The organism is Polymorphum gilvum SL003B-26A1, from assembly GCF_000192745.1.
GTDB lineage: Bacteria > Pseudomonadota > Alphaproteobacteria > Rhizobiales > Stappiaceae > Polymorphum > Polymorphum gilvum.
This window is the reverse complement of sequence record NC_015259.1, coordinates 2,240,482-2,257,560: the sequence shown is the minus strand read 5'-3', so window position 1 is coordinate 2,257,560 and position 17,079 is coordinate 2,240,482. Positions and strand designations below refer to the sequence as shown.

Annotated in this window: 15 protein-coding genes; 9 read left to right on the top strand and 6 right to left on the bottom strand. The window is 68.8% G+C overall.

Annotated elements, in window-relative coordinates:
• The first annotated feature begins 288 nt into the window (after positions 1–288).
• On the top strand, positions 289–1,056 hold the full coding sequence (gene fdhD / locus SL003B_RS10800) for a formate dehydrogenase accessory sulfurtransferase FdhD (RefSeq protein WP_041376041.1): 768 nt from the start codon (positions 289–291) through the stop codon (positions 1,054–1,056).
• A 132-nt stretch (positions 1,057–1,188) separates the two neighbouring features.
• Complete coding sequence (locus SL003B_RS10795) at positions 1,189–1,785, top strand: DUF2478 domain-containing protein (protein WP_013652874.1); 597 nt, start codon at positions 1,189–1,191, stop codon at positions 1,783–1,785.
• Between the two features lie 138 nt (positions 1,786–1,923).
• Here the strand turns inward: SL003B_RS10795 and SL003B_RS10790 are convergent, their stop codons facing one another.
• The 5 genes from SL003B_RS10790 to SL003B_RS10770 form a co-directional block, all read right to left on the bottom strand.
• Positions 1,924–2,151, bottom strand: a complete 228-nt coding sequence (locus tag SL003B_RS10790; protein ID WP_041376039.1) for a formate dehydrogenase subunit delta — start codon at positions 2,149–2,151, stop codon at positions 1,924–1,926.
• A gap of 57 nt (positions 2,152–2,208) precedes the next feature.
• Complete coding sequence (gene fdhF, locus SL003B_RS10785) at positions 2,209–5,088, bottom strand: formate dehydrogenase subunit alpha (RefSeq protein WP_013652872.1); 2,880 nt, start codon at positions 5,086–5,088, stop codon at positions 2,209–2,211.
• Positions 5,089–5,092: 4 nt separating this feature from the next.
• Positions 5,093–6,670: a formate dehydrogenase beta subunit gene (locus tag SL003B_RS10780; RefSeq protein WP_013652871.1), complete on the bottom strand. Its 1,578-nt coding sequence runs from the start codon at positions 6,668–6,670 to the stop codon at positions 5,093–5,095.
• Entirely contained in the window at positions 6,667–7,146 is a 480-nt protein-coding gene (locus tag SL003B_RS10775) for a formate dehydrogenase subunit gamma (RefSeq protein ID WP_041375495.1), read from the bottom strand. Before SL003B_RS10775 ends, SL003B_RS10780 begins: the two co-directional genes overlap by 4 nt.
• A gap of 106 nt (positions 7,147–7,252) precedes the next feature.
• Positions 7,253–8,152 carry a LysR family transcriptional regulator gene (locus SL003B_RS10770; protein WP_013652869.1) on the bottom strand — a complete coding sequence of 300 codons (900 nt, stop codon included), beginning with the start codon at positions 8,150–8,152 and terminating at the stop codon, positions 7,253–7,255.
• A 221-nt stretch (positions 8,153–8,373) separates the two neighbouring features.
• On the opposite strand from SL003B_RS10770, the gene SL003B_RS10765 reads away from it, so the two are divergent.
• The 4 genes from SL003B_RS10765 (at position 8,374) to SL003B_RS10750 (ending at position 12,645) form a co-directional block, all read left to right on the top strand.
• The gene (locus SL003B_RS10765) at positions 8,374–8,595 is read left to right on the top strand and encodes a hypothetical protein (protein WP_013652868.1); all 222 of its coding nucleotides are present in this window, start codon (positions 8,374–8,376) and stop codon (positions 8,593–8,595) included.
• 161 nt (positions 8,596–8,756) lie between these two features.
• Positions 8,757–9,908: a patatin-like phospholipase family protein gene (locus tag SL003B_RS10760; protein WP_013652867.1), complete on the top strand. Its 1,152-nt coding sequence runs from the start codon at positions 8,757–8,759 to the stop codon at positions 9,906–9,908.
• 128 nt (positions 9,909–10,036) lie between these two features.
• A complete protein-coding gene (locus tag SL003B_RS10755) occupies positions 10,037–10,735 on the top strand; it encodes a response regulator (RefSeq protein ID WP_013652866.1) in 699 nt (232 codons plus the stop codon).
• On the top strand, positions 10,732–12,645 hold the full coding sequence (locus SL003B_RS10750) for a sensor histidine kinase (RefSeq protein ID WP_041375494.1): 1,914 nt from the start codon (positions 10,732–10,734) through the stop codon (positions 12,643–12,645). The genes SL003B_RS10755 and SL003B_RS10750 overlap by 4 nt, the downstream gene beginning before the upstream one ends.
• 28 nt (positions 12,646–12,673) lie before the next feature.
• Here SL003B_RS10750 and SL003B_RS10745 read toward each other — a convergent pair whose 3' ends face one another.
• On the bottom strand, positions 12,674–12,958 hold the full coding sequence (locus tag SL003B_RS10745; protein WP_013652864.1) for a hypothetical protein: 285 nt from the start codon (positions 12,956–12,958) through the stop codon (positions 12,674–12,676).
• 772 nt (positions 12,959–13,730) lie between these two features.
• Here SL003B_RS10745 and SL003B_RS10740 point away from each other — a divergent pair.
• The 3 genes from SL003B_RS10740 (at position 13,731) to SL003B_RS10730 (ending at position 17,069) form a co-directional block, all read left to right on the top strand.
• Positions 13,731–14,375 carry a DUF5969 family protein gene (locus tag SL003B_RS10740; RefSeq protein WP_013652863.1) on the top strand — a complete coding sequence of 215 codons (645 nt, stop codon included), beginning with the start codon at positions 13,731–13,733 and terminating at the stop codon, positions 14,373–14,375.
• An 81-nt stretch (positions 14,376–14,456) separates the two neighbouring features.
• The gene (locus SL003B_RS10735; protein ID WP_013652862.1) at positions 14,457–15,107 is read left to right on the top strand and encodes a DUF5969 family protein; all 651 of its coding nucleotides are present in this window, start codon (positions 14,457–14,459) and stop codon (positions 15,105–15,107) included.
• Positions 15,108–15,146: 39 nt separating this feature from the next.
• On the top strand, positions 15,147–17,069 hold the full coding sequence (locus SL003B_RS10730; RefSeq protein WP_013652861.1) for a RiPP maturation radical SAM C-methyltransferase: 1,923 nt from the start codon (positions 15,147–15,149) through the stop codon (positions 17,067–17,069).
• Positions 17,070–17,079 lie beyond the last annotated feature (10 nt).

Here is a 17,079-nt window from a genome sequence, read left to right as displayed (position 1 = left end):
GCTCTCCGCTACGCTGCGGCCGGGGTGGCCGAGGGGGTGGCGCAAGGGCCGGTCGGCGCCGACCGGAGGGTCTTGCAGGCCAGATCGGCCTTTGACCCTGGGACGGACTGTGGTGTTATGCTGATCGGCCGCCAGAACGGCACCAGAACGGCATCGGAACGGCCTCGACACGATTGACGCGACCTGATGACACAGACCAAGGCCAGCCCCACGCCTGCAGCCCCCAAGCACGCGCCTGACGACGCCCACGGCGCCGCCCCTGGCACCCCGTTGCGCCGCGTCGAGCCGATGTGCTGGACCGCGGCGGCGACCGCCACTGCCGAGCGGTTCATCCCTGAAGAGACTCCGGTCGCCCTCACCTACAACGGCACCACCCATGCCGTGATGATGGCCTCGCCGTCGGATCTGGAGGATTTCGCCTACGGCTTCAGCCTCACAGAAGGCCAGATCGAGCGTCCCGAGCAAATCCGTTCGCTCGATGTCGAAATCCTCGATGAGGGGATCGATCTGCGCATCTGGCTCGAGACCGACGCCGCCGCCCGCTTCCTCGACCGGCGGCGCCGCCTGTCCGGCCCGACCGGCTGCGGCCTGTGCGGCATCGAGAGCCTGGAGGCGGCCGTGCCGACGGCGGCCCGGGTGGCCGTCGGCGGCCGTTTCGACGCGACCTCGATCGGCGCAGCGCAGCGCAGCATGATCGACGACCAGGTGCTGTATCAGCAGACCCGCGCCGTCCACGCCGCGGCGCTGTGGACGCCCGCAGAAGGCCTCGTCGCCCTGCGCGAGGACGTCGGCCGCCACAACGCCCTCGACAAGCTTGCCGGCGCGCTGCTGCGCTCCGGCCGGACCGCCGCCGGAGCCCTGCTCCTGCTGACCAGCCGCGTGTCGGTCGAGATGGTCCAGAAGGCAGCCGTCCTCGGCGCCCCTGTCCTCGTCGCCGTCTCCGCGCCGACCGCCCTTGCGGTGCGCACCGCCGAGGCCGCCGGCATCACCCTGGTCGCAAGCGCACGCGACGGCCGTTTCGACGTGCACACCCATGCCGAGCGAATCCTGGTCTGACATGGCGCACCGGGTCGCCAACAGGGGCTGGATGTGGTCTGGCGTCCATGGGCGTGCTACCCATGGGACGGACGGCGGCCCATCCAGACAGGCCCGCGAACCCGAACGGCAGGATGGCGGACGAGTGATGCCATGGACATGACGGCAGAAGCCAACACCGCGGGCTCCGACGGAACCGCAGAGGACGGTGCCGAGCACGCTGTCGGCCACCTCGCCGGCATCGTCTTCGACCGCAAGTTTCCAATCGACGCCCTGCTGCGGCAAGTCGCAGGGCAGTTGCGGTCCGACGGGCTGGACCTTGCCGGGGTGATCCAGACCACCGGCACCGACGCCGATTGCCTGGACCGCAGCGTGTGCCTCGAAGGCCTGCGCGAGCGCTGGCAGGTTCCCGTGCTCCAGGATCGCGGTCGCTTCGCCAGCGGCTGCCGGCTCGACCCGGGCGCCATCGCCGATGTCGCCGGACGCCTCGAGGCCGACTGCGCGCGCGGCGCCGACCTGCTGGTCGTCAACCGCTTCGGCCGCGCCGAATCCGAAGGCCACGGGCTGCGCACGGTCCTGGAAAGGGCGCTGTGTGCCGGCATACCGGTGTTGATCGGCGTGCGCGCCGACTATGCCGAAGCCTTCGAAGCCTTCCACGGCGGCATCGGCCGGACGCTCCCGCCCGATGCCGACGCTGTGCTCGCCTGGTGCCGCGCCGCCTGCCGAAACCACCGCTCTGCGAACGAGTAGGCCCCGGGTCTCGCGCTGCTCGCCCGGGATGACCTTCGGCGAGTATGGCCGGGCCGTGGACGCGCAGGGGCGACGGTGGCGAGACGACGGTCGGAACCGGGACGATGGGACGATGCGATCGCGGCAAGGCGGCCGGCATCAGCCCTGCGCGACGGCCGGCCGGCGGATCTTCGGCAGGGCCTCGCGCACCAGCGGCGACAGACCGGCGTCGCCCGCCTCGGCCAGCGCGAACAGCTGGGCGCGCATGCGCGGTTCCCAGAAGCTGTTGATGTGCTCCGCCACGCCGGCACTCGCCTCCTCGGGCGGCATGCTGGCGAAGAAGGTCGCGATCTGGTTGGCCATGTAGACGAGCTTGTCAGGCGCCATGACCATCCCCCTGAACGCCGGTCCGCAGCGGCCCGCCGCCGCTCCCCCCAGCCGCCCTCATTCCGCTGCCTCCAGCGGCGTCGCAATCCGCCGCGACAGCCGCGCGTGTTCCTCGTAGTCGACCTGCCAGTCGGTCGGTCCGTTCGAGGGCGACACCTGGACCGCGGTCACCTTGTACTCCGGACAGTTGGTCGCCCAGTCCGAATAGTCGGTGGTGATCACGTTGGCCTGGGTCGCCGGATGGTGGAAGGTGGTGTAGACCACGCCCGGCGCCACGCGGTCGGTAATCAGCGCGCGCAGCGTCGTCTCGCCGGAGCGGCTGGAAAGCCGCACCCAGGCGCCGTCCTTGATGCCGCGCTGCTCGGCGTCGTGGGGATGGATCTCCAGCCGGTCCTCCTCGTGCCAGACGACGTTGGCCGTGCGCCGGGTCTGGGCACCGACGTTGTATTGGCTGAGAATGCGGCCGGTGGTCAGCAGCAGCGGAAAGCGCGGGCCGGTCTTCTCGTCGGTGGCGACATATTCGGTCAGGATGAACCGGCCCTTGCCGCGCACGAAGCCGTCGATGTGCATCACCGGCGTGCCGAGCGGAGCCGTCTCGTTGCACGGCCACTGCACCGACCCCGCCCGGTCCAGCAGCGCATAGGAGACGCCGGCGAAGCTCGGCGTCGTGGCGGCGATCTCGTCCATGATCTCGGACGGGTCGGCATAGCTCCAGCCGGCGCCCATGGCGTTGGCGAGGGCCTGCGTCACCTGCCAGTCGGCGAGGCCGTTCTTCGGCGTCATCACCTTGCGCACCCGATTGATCCGCCGCTCGGCGTTGGTGAAGGTGCCGTCTTTTTCCAGGAAGGTCGAGCCCGGCAGGAACACATGCGCGTAATTGGCGGTCTCGTTCAGGAACAGGTCGTGCACGACGACGCATTCCATCGCCGCCAGGCCGGCCGCGACATGTTTCGTGTCCGGGTCGGACTGCAGGATGTCCTCGCCCTGGACGTAGAGTCCCTTGAAGCTGCCGTCGACGGCGGCGTCGAGCATGTTGGGGATGCGCAGGCCCGGCTCGTCGTCGATGGCCGTGCCCCACAGCCGTTCGAACACCGCCCGCGTCGCGTCATCCGACACGTGCCGGTAGCCGGGCAGTTCGTGCGGGAACGAGCCCATGTCGCAGGAGCCCTGGACGTTGTTCTGGCCGCGCAGCGGATTGACCCCGACACCGGGTCGGCCGATGTTGCCGGTCGCCATCGCCAGGTTGGCGATCGCCATCACGGTGGTCGAGCCCTGGCTGTGCTCGGTGACACCGAGGCCGTAGTAGATCGAGCCGTTGCCGCCGGTGGCGAACAGGCGCGCGGCGGAGCGGAGGGTTTCGGGTGCGACTCCGGTCACCTGCGAGACGGATTCAGGACTGTGGCGCGGCTCGGACACGAACGCCGCCCAGTCCTGGAAGGCGTCCCAGTCGCAGCGCTCGCGCACGAAGGCCTCGTCGACAAGGCCTTCCGTGACGATGACATGAGCCATGGCGGTGAGCACGGCGACGTTGGTCCCCGGCCGCAGGGCAAGATGATGCGCCGCCTCCACATGCGGCGAGCGGACCAGGTCGATACGCCTGGGATCGACCACGATCAGCTTCGCCCCGGCGCGCAGCCGCTTCTTCAGCCGGGAGGCGAATACCGGGTGGCCGTCGGTCGGATTGGCACCGATCAGCAGCACCACGTCGGTGTGCTCGACGCTGTCGAAGTCCTGCGTTCCGGCCGAGGTGCCGTAGGTCGTCTTCAGGCCATAGCCGGTCGGCGAGTGGCACACGCGCGCGCAGGTGTCGACGTTGTTGTTGCCGAACACCGAGCGGATCAGCTTCTGGACCAGGTAGGTTTCCTCGTTGGTGCAGCGCGACGAAGTGATGCCGCCGACCGCGCTGCGGCCATGCTGGTACTGGATGCGGCGGAACTCGCTTGCCGCATAGGCCAGCGCCTCGTCCCAGGACACTTCCTGCCAGGGATCGGAAATGGACTTGCGGATCATCGGCTTGAGGATGCGGTCACGGTGATTGGCATAGCCGTAGGCGAACCGGCCCTTGACGCAGGAATGGCCCCGGTTGGCCTTGCCGTCCTTGTAGGGCACCATGCGCACCAGTTCCTCGCCGCGCATCTCGGCCTTGAACGAGCAGCCGACGCCGCAATAGGCGCAGGTCGTCACCCGCGAATGCTCCGGCAAGCCGATCTCGATCACCGACTTTTCCTGCAGCGTGGCGGTCGGGCAGGCCTGCACGCAGGCGCCGCAGGACACGCATTCGGAGGCGACGAACGGCTCCGCCAGACCCGCCGCGACGCGCGAGCCGAAACCGCGCCCCTCGATGGTCAGCGCGAAGGTGCCCTGGACCTCCTCGCAGGCGCGCACGCAGCGCGAACAGACGATGCACTTGGACGGGTCGTAGGTGAAATAGGGATTGCTCTCGTCCTTGGGCAGCCATTGCGGATTAGCGTCGCCGCCGGTCCGGCGCGGCCGGAAGTGGGTGTCGACCGCCTCGTAGCGCACCTCGCGCAGGCCGACCGCGCCGGCCATATCCTGCAGCTCGCAGTCGCCGTTGGCCGCGCAGGTCAGACAGTCCAGCGGGTGGTCGGAGATGTAAAGCTCCATCACGCCCCGGCGCAGGTCCTTCAGCCGCCCGGTCTGGGTGTGCACGACCATGCCCTGCGCCGCCGGCGTGGTGCAGGAGGCCGGCGTTCCGGCCCGCCCCTCGATCTCGACCAGACACAGTCGGCAGGAGCCGAACGCGTCGACCATGTCGGTGGCGCACAGCTTGGGCACCTTGATGCCGATCTCCATCGCCGCGCGCATAAGCGAGGTGCCTTCCGGCACGCTCACCTCGAAGCCGTCGATGGTCAGCGTGACGGTCTTTTGCGAACGGGACGGCGGCGTGCCGTAGTCGGTTTCCCGGATAAGCTCCATGGGGTCACTCCGCGGCTTCGGCATGGGAACGGGGGGAACGGGGCTGGAAATCCTGCCGGAAATGCGTCAGCGCGCTCATCACCGGATAGGGCGTGAAGCCGCCCAGGGCGCACAGCGAGCCGTGTTTCATCGTGGTGCAGAGATCGGCGATCAGCGCGATCTGCGCCTCCGGGTCCTGCCCGGCGGCGATCCTGTCGGCGACCTCGACGCCGCGCACGGCGCCGATGCGGCACGGCGTGCACTTGCCGCAGCTCTCGACCGCGCAGAACTCGAAGGCGAAGCGCGCCTGACTGAGCATGTCGACGCTGTCGTCGAAGACGACCACGCCGGCATGGCCGATCAGCCCGTCGCGGCGGGCGAACTCCTCGTAGTCGAACGGCGTGTCGAACAGGGCGCGCGGGAAATAGGCGCCGAGCGGCCCGCCGACCTGAACCGCCTTGACCGGGCGGCCGCTGGCCGTGCCGCCGGCGATGTCGTCGACGATCTCGCCGAGGGTCAACCCGAAGGCGGTCTCGAACAGGCCGCCGTACCGGACGTTGCCGGCGATCTGGATCGGTATCGTGCCGCGCGAGCGGCCCATGCCGAAATCGCGGTAGAACGCCGCCCCGCGGTCGAGGATGATCGGCACGCTGGCGAGCGAGATGACGTTGTTGACCACGGTCGGCCGGCCGAGGAAGCCGTGGTGGGCGGGCAGCGGCGGCTTGGCACGCACCACGCCGCGCTTGCCTTCCAGGCTGTTCAGCAGCGCGGTCTCCTCGCCGCAGACATAGGCCCCGGCCCCGACCCGGATCTCCATGTCGAAGGCATGCGGCGAGCCGAGCACGCGCGGGCCGAGCACGCCGTGCCGGCGCGCGCGGTCGACCGCCTCGCGCATCACGGCGATCGCGTCGGGATATTCGGAGCGCAGATAGACGTAGCCCCTGGTCGCGCCGGTGGCGATGCCGGCGATGGCCATCCCCTCGATCAGCACGAAGGGATCGCCCTCCATGATCATGCGGTCGGCGAAGGTGCCGCTGTCGCCCTCGTCGGCGTTGCAGACGATGTATTTCTGCGGCCCGGCTGCCTCCAGAACGGTCTTCCACTTGATCCCGGTCGGAAAGCCCGCGCCGCCGCGCCCGCGCAGGCCCGAGGCGGTGACCGTCTCGACGATCTCGGCCGGCGGCATCGCAACCGCCTTCTGCAGTCCGGCCAGTCCGCCCAACGCCCGGTAGTCGTCGAGCGACAGCGGGTCCGTGATGCCGCAGCGCGCGAAGGTCAGCCGTGTCTGGCGGGCCAGGAACGGGATCCGTTCCGTCAGGCCGAGGGCCAGGGGATGCGGTGCACCGGTGCTGAAGTCCGTGACGAAGCCGGCGTCGAACAGGCCGGCGACGTCGGCAGCCATCACCGGTCCGTAGGCGACGCGCCCGGCCGGCGTCGCGACCTCGACCATCGGCTCGAGCCAGTACAGGCCGCGCGATCCGTTGCGCACCACCGTCACATCGATGCCGCGCCCGCGCGCCTGGGCGTCGATCGCCCGCGCGACCGCATCCGCTCCGACGGCGCGGGCGCCGGAATCGTGCGGCACATAGACGACGACGCTCATGTGCGCACCTCCGCCAGGATCCGCGCGAAGCGGTCGGCATCGAGACGGCCCTCGAGCCGGTCGTCGACCATCGCCGCCGGGGCGCAGGCGCACAGCCCGAGGCAGTAGACAGGCTCCAGCGTCACCGAGCCGTCGGCCGCGGTCTCGTGCCAGTCGAGGCCGAGTTCGGCGCGCGCCCGCTCGGCGATGCGCTCACCGCCCATCGCCTGGCAGGCCTCTGCGCGGCAGATCTTCAGCCGGTGGCGCCCGGCCGGTTCCGTGCGGAAATCGTGATAGAAGGTCGCCACGCCGTGAACTTCGGCACGGCCGAGGTTCAGCCCCTCGGCAATCGTCCTCAGCGCGGCGGGCGGCAACCAGCCGAACTCCTCCTGCACCTCATGCAGGATCGGCAACAGCGGTCCCTCCGTTGTCGCGTGTCGTTCGACGACGAGACGCGTCTGCTCGGCAATCCGCGCGTCCTGATCCTGCACTGGCATACGGCCTCTCCCAAAGCATGCGCCTGCCGAAGAAAAAGCCTGAAAAAGCAGGAGGAAATCAATATCGCTGTCTCGTTGGGCGATTGCACATTTCTATCGACGGGACCTAACGATCGATGCCGGGATCGCGCGCGAGGCCGCCTGCGAGCGCCAGCAGCGCCGCGATCGCCGGACGGTGCGGCTCGCGCCGCGCGACCACCAGCCCCACCAGATGGCCCGGCCCCGGATCGACGATGGGCACCGATTTCAGCCCGTCCGCTGCGCCGAAGATCTCGATCAGGGATTCCGGCATCACGCTCGCCCAGCGGCCGGTACGCACATGCGCCATCAGCGTGATGAGCGAATCGGACTCGAGGATCGGCGTGCCGCCCGCTCCGGTACCGGCGAGTCGGGCATCGAGGATCCGCCGGTTCTGCATGTCCTGGGTCAGCAGGCACAGCGGCAGCGAGCCGACCTCGTCCCAGCCGACCGGATCGCCGGGACTGTCCGGGAACCCGGCCGCCATGACCAGACGGTAGCGTTCGCGATACAGCGGCATCCGCGCGACGCGGCCGAGCGGCTCGTTGTCGAGATAGGTGATGCCGACGTCGATCTCCAGGTTCTCCAGCATGGACAGGATCTCGATGGACGTCCGCGAACTGACCGTGACCGTCACCTGCGGGTTCTGGTCGCAGAACGGCCGCGTCAGCAGCGGCACGACCGCCATGGCGGTCGGGATCGCCGCGATGTGCACATGGCCGGTCAGCCCGTGCCGTGCCGCCTTGAGTTCCTCCTGCATCGCCCGCGCGTCGCCGACGATGCGCCGGGCCCAGTCGAGCACGCGCAGCCCCTCGGCCGTGAAGCCCTGGAACCGCGACCCGCGCAGCACCAGCAGTGCGCCAAGCTGGTCCTCGAGCTGCTTGATCGCCGCCGACAGCGTCGGCTGGGTGACGCCGCATTCCTCCGCCGCACGGCCGAAATGGCGTTCGCGCGCCAGGGCCAGGAACATCTCCAGCTTCTCGATCATGCCTTGTCTCTCCCGCCGGCGAGCGCAGGTCATTCCCGCCGGCCCGCGCGAGTTTAGAGAACGCCGGCCGCCGACATAAGTCCGACCATGGGATCGATCGTACCGCCCTGCCCTTGCCGATCGTTTCCTACCCCATGTTCATGGCGTTGAGTTGGCGCGACCAGCGGGCGAATGATCGCCTGCTTGACTAATCACTTTTCCCGAGGATCGAGGAGGACTCCATGAAGACATTTCTCGCCGCAGCCGGCATTCTTGTCGCCGTCGCCAGCCACGCTGTGGCGCAGCAGGCCAACCAGCAGGCGCAGGCCGCCTGCCGGGGCGACGCCCAGAAGCTGTGCTCGCAGCACCTGCCCGACCGGGCGCGCGTCCGCGGCTGCCTGATCGAGAAGATCGATCAGGTCTCGAGCGGCTGCAGGGCCGCCATCGCCGCCGCCACCCAGTAGCGGCACGACCGGCGCGCGGGCGGCTGTCGTTACCCGCGGCGGCCCCTCCCGCCGGCAGCAGGAGCGCTTCCATGCCAGACCATGTGTCGGAGCGTCGCGCGGCCGGACCTCGGCGCGTCGAGACACGGTCCCGCAGATGGACCAGACCCGGCAGTCTGGTCATGGCGGTCGCACTCCTGGCGGCCTGTGCGAGCGTGCCGCAGCGCGCGACCTATGACGAGACGCAGCAGGCGGTCGCGACCATCGACGGGTTCGACGATATCCGCTTCTATGCCGACGACGACGGCAGCGCGTTCCGGAACCGCATGATCGAACGCGTCCTCGCCGAGGTCGCGGCCAAGGGACCCGACGTGCTGAAGCGGGGCAGCGCCGAGTGGCTGATGATCTCCGGCGGCGGCGAGGACGGCGCCTTCGGAGCCGGCCTGCTCGTCGGCCTGACGGATGCCGGCCAGCGGCCACAGTACGAGCTGGTATCCGGCGTGTCGACCGGCGCGCTCATGGCGCCGTTCGCCTTCCTCGGCCCGCACTACGACGAGCAGTTGCGCAGGATCTTCACCGACATCGGCAAGGAGAGCGTGTTCAAGTTCGCCGGACTTCCCAGCCTGGTCGGCGGTGCGGCAGCCATGGACACCACGCCGCTGCGCAGGACGATCGACGCACAGCTGACCGACCGGATGCTCGACGAGATCGCCGCCGCGCACAGGAACGGCCGCCGGCTCTACATCGTCACGACCAACCTGGACGCCCAGCGCCCGGTCGTCTGGGATATGGGCAAGATCGCTGCGACGCCCTCCCCGCGCCGGCGCGCCCTGTTCCTCGACGTGCTGCTCGCCTCGGCCAGCATTCCCGGCCTGTTCCCGCCCGTGTTCATCAAGGCCGAGGCCAACGGCGTGACCATCGAGGAAATGCATGTCGACGGCGGCACGACCATGCAGGTGCTGACGTTGCCGACCACCATCTCTCCCGGCACCGCCAGACGGCCGAGCGTCGACCGGCGCAAACGCACGCTCTACATGCTGATGAACAACAGCATGCAGCCGCGCTTCGACGCCACGCGCAGCCGCACCTTCGCGATCGCCGGCCGTTCGCTGTCGACGATCATCAAGGCGCACGGCGTCCAGTCGATCCAGATCATGTACGACCTGGCAAGGAAGCACGGCGCCGCGTTCAACGTCGCCTACATCGAAAGCGACTTCACCAAGAAGCTGCCGGCGCCCTTCGACGAGGCCTACATGGAGGCGCTGTTCGACTACGGCTACCGGCGGGCACTGGAAGGCCGTGCCTGGCGCGACGCACCGCCGGGCACGCATTAGGACGCGGGCGCGGGCAGCCATGAACCTGGGGTGGGAGCAGGTGCGGTTTTGGGACATACTGAGCGGATCGTCCGGCGGCCGGCGCTCGCACGCACCATGCACGCCGCGTCGGGCACTGCGGAGCGCCCATGACAGGCATCGATGACACGGCCACGCCGCGTGCCGGCGGCGCCAATCCTGCAGGCGCGCCGGTTCGCGTGCTCCTGATCGAGGACGACGCTCCGACGCGCGCGCATATTCTGGCCGCCCTCGACGGCGACGCTGGCTTCACGGTCAAGGAGGGCGGCACCTTGAGCGAGGGGCTGGCCGGTCTCGACTGGCAGCCGCGCGTGATCCTGTGCGACCTGAACCTGCCCGACGGAACCGGTATCGCGCTGATCCGCGAGGCGCGCCGGCGCCTGCCGGAGGTCGACATCATGGTCGTCTCCGTGATGGCGGACGAGGCAAGCGTTCTGTCGGCCATCCGCGTCGGGGCGATGGGCTACATCCTGAAGGACGCGTTCCCGAACGACATCGCCGCGGCGGTGCACGACCTGGTCCGCGGCCATTCGCCGATCTCGGCGTCGATCGCGCGCTATATCGTGCGCAACGCCCAGCTGCCGGCCGGCGACGAACCCTGCGAACCGGCGATCCGCCTGACGCCGCGCGAAGCCGATATCCTATGGGGCATCGCCAAGGGCTATCGCTATGCCGAGATCGCCGCCCAGTTGGGCATCTCGCCCCAGACCGTCACCGGCTACATCAAGACGATCTACCGCAAGCTCCACGTCACCAACCGCGGCGAAGCCGTGTTCGAGGCGGTTCAACAGGGGCTGATCAAGCTGTGAACTCGCCGCCTGTCCCCCTGGCTCCGGACGTGGTGGAGGGGCGGCCGCAACGGCTCACCGTCATCGTCCTGCTCACCGCCCTGGTGCTGCTGGTGACGTGGATCCTCACCGGGGTGGACTTCCCCTTGCCCGAGGGCGCCTGGCACGCCCGCGAGGCGGCGTTCCGCATGGCGAGCGACCCTCCACAAACCGCGCTGACCGTCACCCTGCCCCACAACTGGAACAGGCGGCCGCAATCCCAGGAGACCGGCGTCTACCGCTTCCTCCTGCCTGCCGACCTCGCGGCCCGGTCGGGCAATCTCGCCGTTTTCGTTCCCCGCTTCACCGGCCGCATCGAGCTTCGCGTCGACGGCACCCGAATCGCCGGCGACCTTGGCTTTTCCAGCGCGCAGCCGCCGGCGCGCAACACCAGTCTGCTGGCAACCGTTCCCGACGCGCTGCTGGCATCCACGCCTGTCGAGATGACCGTTCTGCTGGCCTCGCCCGGCTACCTCAGCGGTTATCTGGAGACCGTCTATGTCGGTGCGGAGCAACCGCTACGGCGGGCGCACGAACAGCGCACGCTGCTGTTCTTCCTGCTGCCGGGCGCGATCGCGATCGTCAATCTCGCCCTCGGCGCCCTGCTGTTCCTGTTCTGGTTCCAGCAGAAGACCGACGACGGCTCCGGCCTGTTGGCCCTCAGCCTCACGCTCGGTGCCGTCTACACCCTCGCAACGGTGCCCAACACGCTAACCTTCTCGCCCTCCGTCTACCGCGCCCTGCACGGGCTGCCGCTGCTTGAGGTCGCACTGGCGGTGCTTGCAATCGCCAGACACCTCGGCGTCAGGATGCCCAAGGCGTCGATGCTCATCCTGCTGCCGGGCACCGCCGCCGTCGTCACCGGACTGGTCTCGGACGATTTCACCATGGCCGTGCTGATGCTCGTTCCGGGCGCGCTGTTGGCGGGCCTGTGCATGCTGGTCGGAGCCGTCCTCAGCGCCCGCGCCTACGTCGTCGACCATAACGAAACCGGACTCGTCTTTTCGCTTGCCCTCACGGTCCTGGGGGCTCTCGCCGCGCACGACATCATGGTCCTGGGCGACATCCTGAGTGACCGGCGCATCCTTCTGGTGCGCCTCTACACCCCGCTGTTCTCCATCGCCGTCGGCGGTATCGTCGCCCTGCGCCTGGTGCGCGCACTCGCCGCTGCCGAGCTGTTCGCCCGCCAGCTGAAGCAGCGGGTCGAAGAGGCGGAGGCGGCGCTGCGGGCAAGCTTCCAGCGCGAACGCCATCATCTGCGCGCCAGCGCCCTCATGGAGGAACGCGCAAGGCTGATGCGCGACCTTCACGACGGCGTCGGCGGCCAGCTGGTGTCGATCGTCTCGCTCGCCCGGCAGAAGGACCAGGACGCGGCCGCGATCGGTGAGGCCGCCCGCACGGCGTTGCAGGATCTCCGCCTGGTCGTCGACGCCATGGACGACATTCAGGGCGACCTTATGCTTGTCCTGGCGACGTGGCGAGACCGGATGGAGGGCCGGCTGCGGGCCGGCAACGTCGCCCTCGACTGGAAGATCGACACCCAGCCCGGCCTGCCGATCCTCGACGACCTGCGCCCGTCCCACGTGCTCAACATCCTGCGCATCCTTGACGAGGCGGTGACCAACGCGCTGAAGCACTCCGCCGCCGGAACCGTGCGGGTGCGGCTGCAAACCGTTACCGTACCGGACGGAAAGGCATTCGGCCGCATCGCCGTGGAAGACGACGGCGACGGCGGAGCCTCGGTCTCCTCGACCGGCCGGGGGCTCGGCAACATGCAGGAGCGCGCCGCCCGGATCGGCGCCCGCCTGACCGTCGCCTCGGACGCATCCGGCACGCGGGTTCAACTGGACCTGCCGGCGGTACTGCCGGGCGGGACGGTGCTGCCGCCCTGACCCGGCTGACCCGGACGTCTTGCCCCTCTCAGCGCACGCCCCGGCGGTTGACCGGCCCGCCGAGGTTGACAGCCGCACCGGGCCGCACCCCGACGCCGGGGGCGCCTACTCCCGGCGTCACCGCACGCACCGCCGGCGCGCCCGGCACCACGACGACCGGCGGCGGCACCACGACGACCGGCGCCGGTCGGACGACGCAGCCCCTGGGCACCCCCACGGCCGTGCAATAGACCACGGCCTGCGCGGAACCGGCCGCGCCGGCCAGGAAAAGCCCTACGGCAAGCCCACTCGTGCGCATCAGTGTACGGACCATGGAACGCCCTCCTCTTCGCTCAGTCCCGATCGGACCTCGACGGACACGCTAGGCAAGCGGGCGGCACGGCGCCATCCCATGAACGGGGGGCCATGAAGAAGGGGATGAAGGACCGCGGCAGGAGCGGGAGGCCAAGGCCGCGCCCTCGTGCCTCCACAGCCTGACACCGGCCGCGATAGCCTTGCAACCCGAACAAACGTCCGAAGAACGCCCCCCCTACGGCAACCTGAGGAGGAGAACAAGAAACTCCACCTGCTCAGGAACGAGCACTCCGCGCTCATCACTCCGCATGAAAGCGCCGATGATCTCAATGAAAAACCAGACACAACCAGAATCATACGTCCGCTTCTTTACGCAACAATACGACGATCAAAAAATAAGATACCGACAATTACAAATAAAATAATGAGTTAAACATATTATCACTTTTAGTAAATGAAAAATCATCAGAATATAAAATATTTATACATGGAGGCGGGTCGGTGGTGCGGCACCATACCGCAGAGGTAGGGCAATTTCGATTGACTCCTCCTCCTAATCCCTGTTTAATGTAATCGTTATCTCAATAAAGAAAAAAGAATATATTATTCGTATCCGGATGCGTTTCGGATGTGATGAGCTGATTATTTTTAATCAAGAAGAAATGCCCTGAAAACTTAGGATCTGCTGAGCGGTCTTCGGGCCGTTTGCGCCGCATTGCGTCTTGCGCCCTCTTTCGTTGCGGTCCGGCAAGGCGTTCAACCAGGCGCTCCATTCAACCAGGGAGGCGGTCATGGCCGACGAAGAAGAACTCTGGATTGCCATCCGATCGATCAACGACAAGATCAAGAACGACGCCAAGTTCGCCGAGGCGTTCGACAAGAGCCCGGCCCGCGCCCTGCGCGGCAGCAACCTGGACGTCATGGTTCCGGCGACGCCCAATTCGCGCTCCTCGCGCCTGTCGACCCTGCTCGGTCGCATGACCGACATCGAGCGGCGGGCGACCATCGACGCGGTGGTCGGCTCGCGGCTCGAGGGTCCCGGCAATGTCGCGCTCGCCACGCCGGTCGCCAACGCCAATGTCGGCGCCAATGCCAATGCGGTGGCCAACGCCAACGCCAATGCCAATGCCAACACCAATACCAACGGCTTCGCCGCCGTCGACATCGCCGGCGACCTCGTCCGGGTCAGCCTCGACCAGTCCTTCGCACGCTCGGACCTGGCCAAGCGGCTCGGAGCGCTGCAACTCACCGAAGCCCGCCAGCAAGCGCTGATCAAATCCGTCTTCGCCGACGGCTCCAGCGTCGTCGACAAGAAGGCGAGCGCCCTCGGCGAGGTCCAGAAGGCCGTCGGATCCTTCCGGGGGGTCAGCTTCGAGGTCGAGGCGCTGGTCAGCGGCGCCGACATCCATGTCACCGGCGGGCGCGTCCTCAAGTAGCGCCGGCATCCGTTTCCCGGTCGTTTTTCCTGCCTCGCCCGCACGGGCGGGCGACGAGGCACCGCAAGATGGGAGGCCGACATGGCCGACGAAAAGGAACTTTGGTCCAAGCTCCAGGAAATCAGCGAGAAGCTCAAGGCAGACAGCCGCTTCGCGGTCGAGTTCGACGAGAATCCGGCGAAGGCGCTGGCCGCGCGCAAGCTCGACATCGAGGTCCCGGCGACGAAGGTCAGCCCGGCGACGAAGATCTCCGACCTGTTCGGCAAGATGACCGAGGTGGAGCGGCGGGCGACGCTCGAATCCGTGCTCGGCGGCCGGTTCGGGCCGGGCACTGTCGCCATCGCGACGCCGATCGCCAACGCCAATGCCGGAGCCAATGCGAACGCCGGCGCCAATGCCAATGCGCTCGCCAACGCCAACGCCAATGCTAACGCGAACACCAACACCAACGGCTTCTCGGCCAGCGACCTCGCCGGCGACCTGGTCCGCGTGCGGCTCGACCCGGCGTTCCGGGGCACCGAGCTCGGCAAGGCGCTGGATGCCGCCAGGCTCAGCGAGGCGCGCCAGGCGGCGCTGTTCAAGGCGGTGTTCGCCGACCAGTCGACGCTTGCCGAGACGACCCGCGGCGGCATGCGCAAGGCGACCGGCGCCTTCCGCGGCCTGAGCTTCGACGTCGAGGCCGAGATGCAGGCCGGCGAGCTGGTCATCCGCAAGGGCGCGCTCAAGCACTGAGGCGCCCGCGGACCGCGACAGGCAGACGGGGAGACGAGGATGGGCACGCGACGGAACGGGACGGCGCCGGCCGAGGCGAGCGGCAGGCGGGGCAGCCCCCGCGTCCTGCTCGTGCACATGCCGATGGCCGACCCGATCCTGCCCAACCTCGGCATCGAGATCCTGAGCGAATGCCTGCGCGCGACGGGCATCGCCTGCGATGTCTTCTATGGCACCCTGCGCCTGCCGCCGGTGGTCTCGCCCGGGCTGACCCACGGGCTGCTCGGACAGGCGCTCTACACGCCCCTCTACCACGACCTCGACATCGACGCCTTCGTCGAGGGGGTGGCGGCGGTCGCGCTGGAGACCAGCCGCCGCGACGGCCGCGAGCGGGTGACGGCGGAACTGCACAAGGGCGTGATGGCCGCGGAGATGAACCTCGAGCGCTGCCTCGCCGAGATCCCTGCCGGCGCCTATGACGTGGTCGGCTTCTCGATCATCTTCGACACGCAGAAGCTGCCCTCGGCCGCCCTGGCGCGGCTGCTCAAACGGCGCGAGCCGGGGCTGAAGGTGCTGTTCGGCGGCACCGGCTGCGACGGCGACATGGCCGCGGCCCTGCTCGAGGCCTTTCCCGAGGTCGACGCGGTGATGACGGGGGACGCCGACCGCACCATCGCCGCCGGCGTGCGCCACCTCGCCGGCGAACCCGTGCCGGCGCCGGCGAACCTGCTCACCCGCGCCGCGCAGCACACGACACCCGCGCAGATCCATATTGACGCCGCCGAGCTGGAGGCACGCGCGCGGCCCCGCTACGACGGCTACATCGCCCAGCGCGCCGCCTCGCCCTACGCCCATACCCACGACCTGACGCTGCTGTTCGAAGGCTCGCGCGGCTGCTGGTGGGGCGACAAGCGCCACTGCAAGTTCTGCGGTATCCGCACGGTCCAGGAGGGTTTCCGCCAGCGTTCGCCGCAAGCCGTGCTGGACGAGATCGTGGCGCTCTACGACGCCCACCGGCCCTACCTGCTCTACGCCACCGACGCGATCCTGTCGCGCGAGCACATGTTCGCCCTGCTGCCCGAACTCGCGCGCCTGCGTCGGGAGACCGGTCGCGCCATCAAGCTGTTCTTCGAGGTGAAGTCGAACCTCACCCGGGCCGACGTCGCCCTGCTCGCCGATGCCGGCGTCGTCGCCGTACAGCCGGGGATCGAATCCTTCTCCGACGCCATGCTGAGGCGCACCGACAAGGGCGCCTCGGGTATCCGCCAACTCGCGGCTCTGAAATGGCTGTGCGCCTACGGCATCGACACGATCTACGGCCTGCTGGTCGGCACGCCCGGCGAGACGCCCGACGATCTGCGTGCGCTGATTGCGCTGTGCGGACGCATCCGCCACCTGCAGCCGCCGGTCAGCGTCAATGCCCTCGGCCTGCACCGGTTCAGCCCCTATTTCGACGCCCCCGAGGCCCACGGCATCACCAACGTGCGCCCCTTCCGCCTGTCGGAAGCCGCCTATCGCGTGCCGGCCCCGCTGCTCATGCGGCTGAGCTACGAGCTCGACTACGACCTTCCGGCCCGCACGGATCCCGAGCACATCGCCCTGACGGAAGAGTTGCGGACAGCGGTCACCGAATGGACCGTCGCCCATGCCGGCGGCGAGCGGCTGACCGTCAGCGAGGGACCGCGCGCCTCGATCGTCATGCGCCGGCGCGACACCCGCCTTGCGGTCGAGACGCTGGAAGGCGCCGATGCGCGCCTGTATCGGGCGATCGCCGCCCCGGTGGGCACGGCACGGGCGGCCGAACTGGCGGGGTTGACCGTCGACGAGACGGCCCGACGCCTCGCCCGCTTCGACGACCTGGACCTGGCTGTCGAACTCGACGGCGCCTGGCTGGCGCTGGCGGTGCCGGTCAATGTCGATGCCGAGCGGGACGCCGCGCCCCGCACCGTCGCCCGGCGCAATCTCGCCGAAACGACCGCCTGATCGGAGGAGG

Coding starts and splice junctions, on each gene's coding strand:
- SL003B_RS10770 (WP_013652869.1), bottom strand. CDS start 8,152: ATGATCGAGAAGCTGGAGATGTTCCTGGCCCTGGCGCGCGAACGCCAT.
- fdhF (WP_013652872.1), bottom strand. CDS start 5,088: ATGGAGCTTATCCGGGAAACCGACTACGGCACGCCGCCGTCCCGTTCG.
- SL003B_RS10740 (WP_013652863.1), top strand. CDS start 13,731: ATGGCCGACGAAGAAGAACTCTGGATTGCCATCCGATCGATCAACGAC.
- fdhD (WP_041376041.1), top strand. CDS start 289: ATGTGCTGGACCGCGGCGGCGACCGCCACTGCCGAGCGGTTCATCCCT.
- SL003B_RS10745 (WP_013652864.1), bottom strand. CDS start 12,958: ATGGTCCGTACACTGATGCGCACGAGTGGGCTTGCCGTAGGGCTTTTC.
- SL003B_RS10755 (WP_013652866.1), top strand. CDS start 10,037: ATGACAGGCATCGATGACACGGCCACGCCGCGTGCCGGCGGCGCCAAT.
- SL003B_RS10730 (WP_013652861.1), top strand. CDS start 15,147: ATGGGCACGCGACGGAACGGGACGGCGCCGGCCGAGGCGAGCGGCAGG.
- SL003B_RS10765 (WP_013652868.1), top strand. CDS start 8,374: ATGAAGACATTTCTCGCCGCAGCCGGCATTCTTGTCGCCGTCGCCAGC.
- SL003B_RS10735 (WP_013652862.1), top strand. CDS start 14,457: ATGGCCGACGAAAAGGAACTTTGGTCCAAGCTCCAGGAAATCAGCGAG.
- SL003B_RS10795 (WP_013652874.1), top strand. CDS start 1,189: ATGGACATGACGGCAGAAGCCAACACCGCGGGCTCCGACGGAACCGCA.
- SL003B_RS10775 (WP_041375495.1), bottom strand. CDS start 7,146: ATGCCAGTGCAGGATCAGGACGCGCGGATTGCCGAGCAGACGCGTCTC.
- SL003B_RS10780 (WP_013652871.1), bottom strand. CDS start 6,670: ATGAGCGTCGTCGTCTATGTGCCGCACGATTCCGGCGCCCGCGCCGTC.
- SL003B_RS10790 (WP_041376039.1), bottom strand. CDS start 2,151: ATGGCGCCTGACAAGCTCGTCTACATGGCCAACCAGATCGCGACCTTC.
- SL003B_RS10760 (WP_013652867.1), top strand. CDS start 8,757: ATGGCGGTCGCACTCCTGGCGGCCTGTGCGAGCGTGCCGCAGCGCGCG.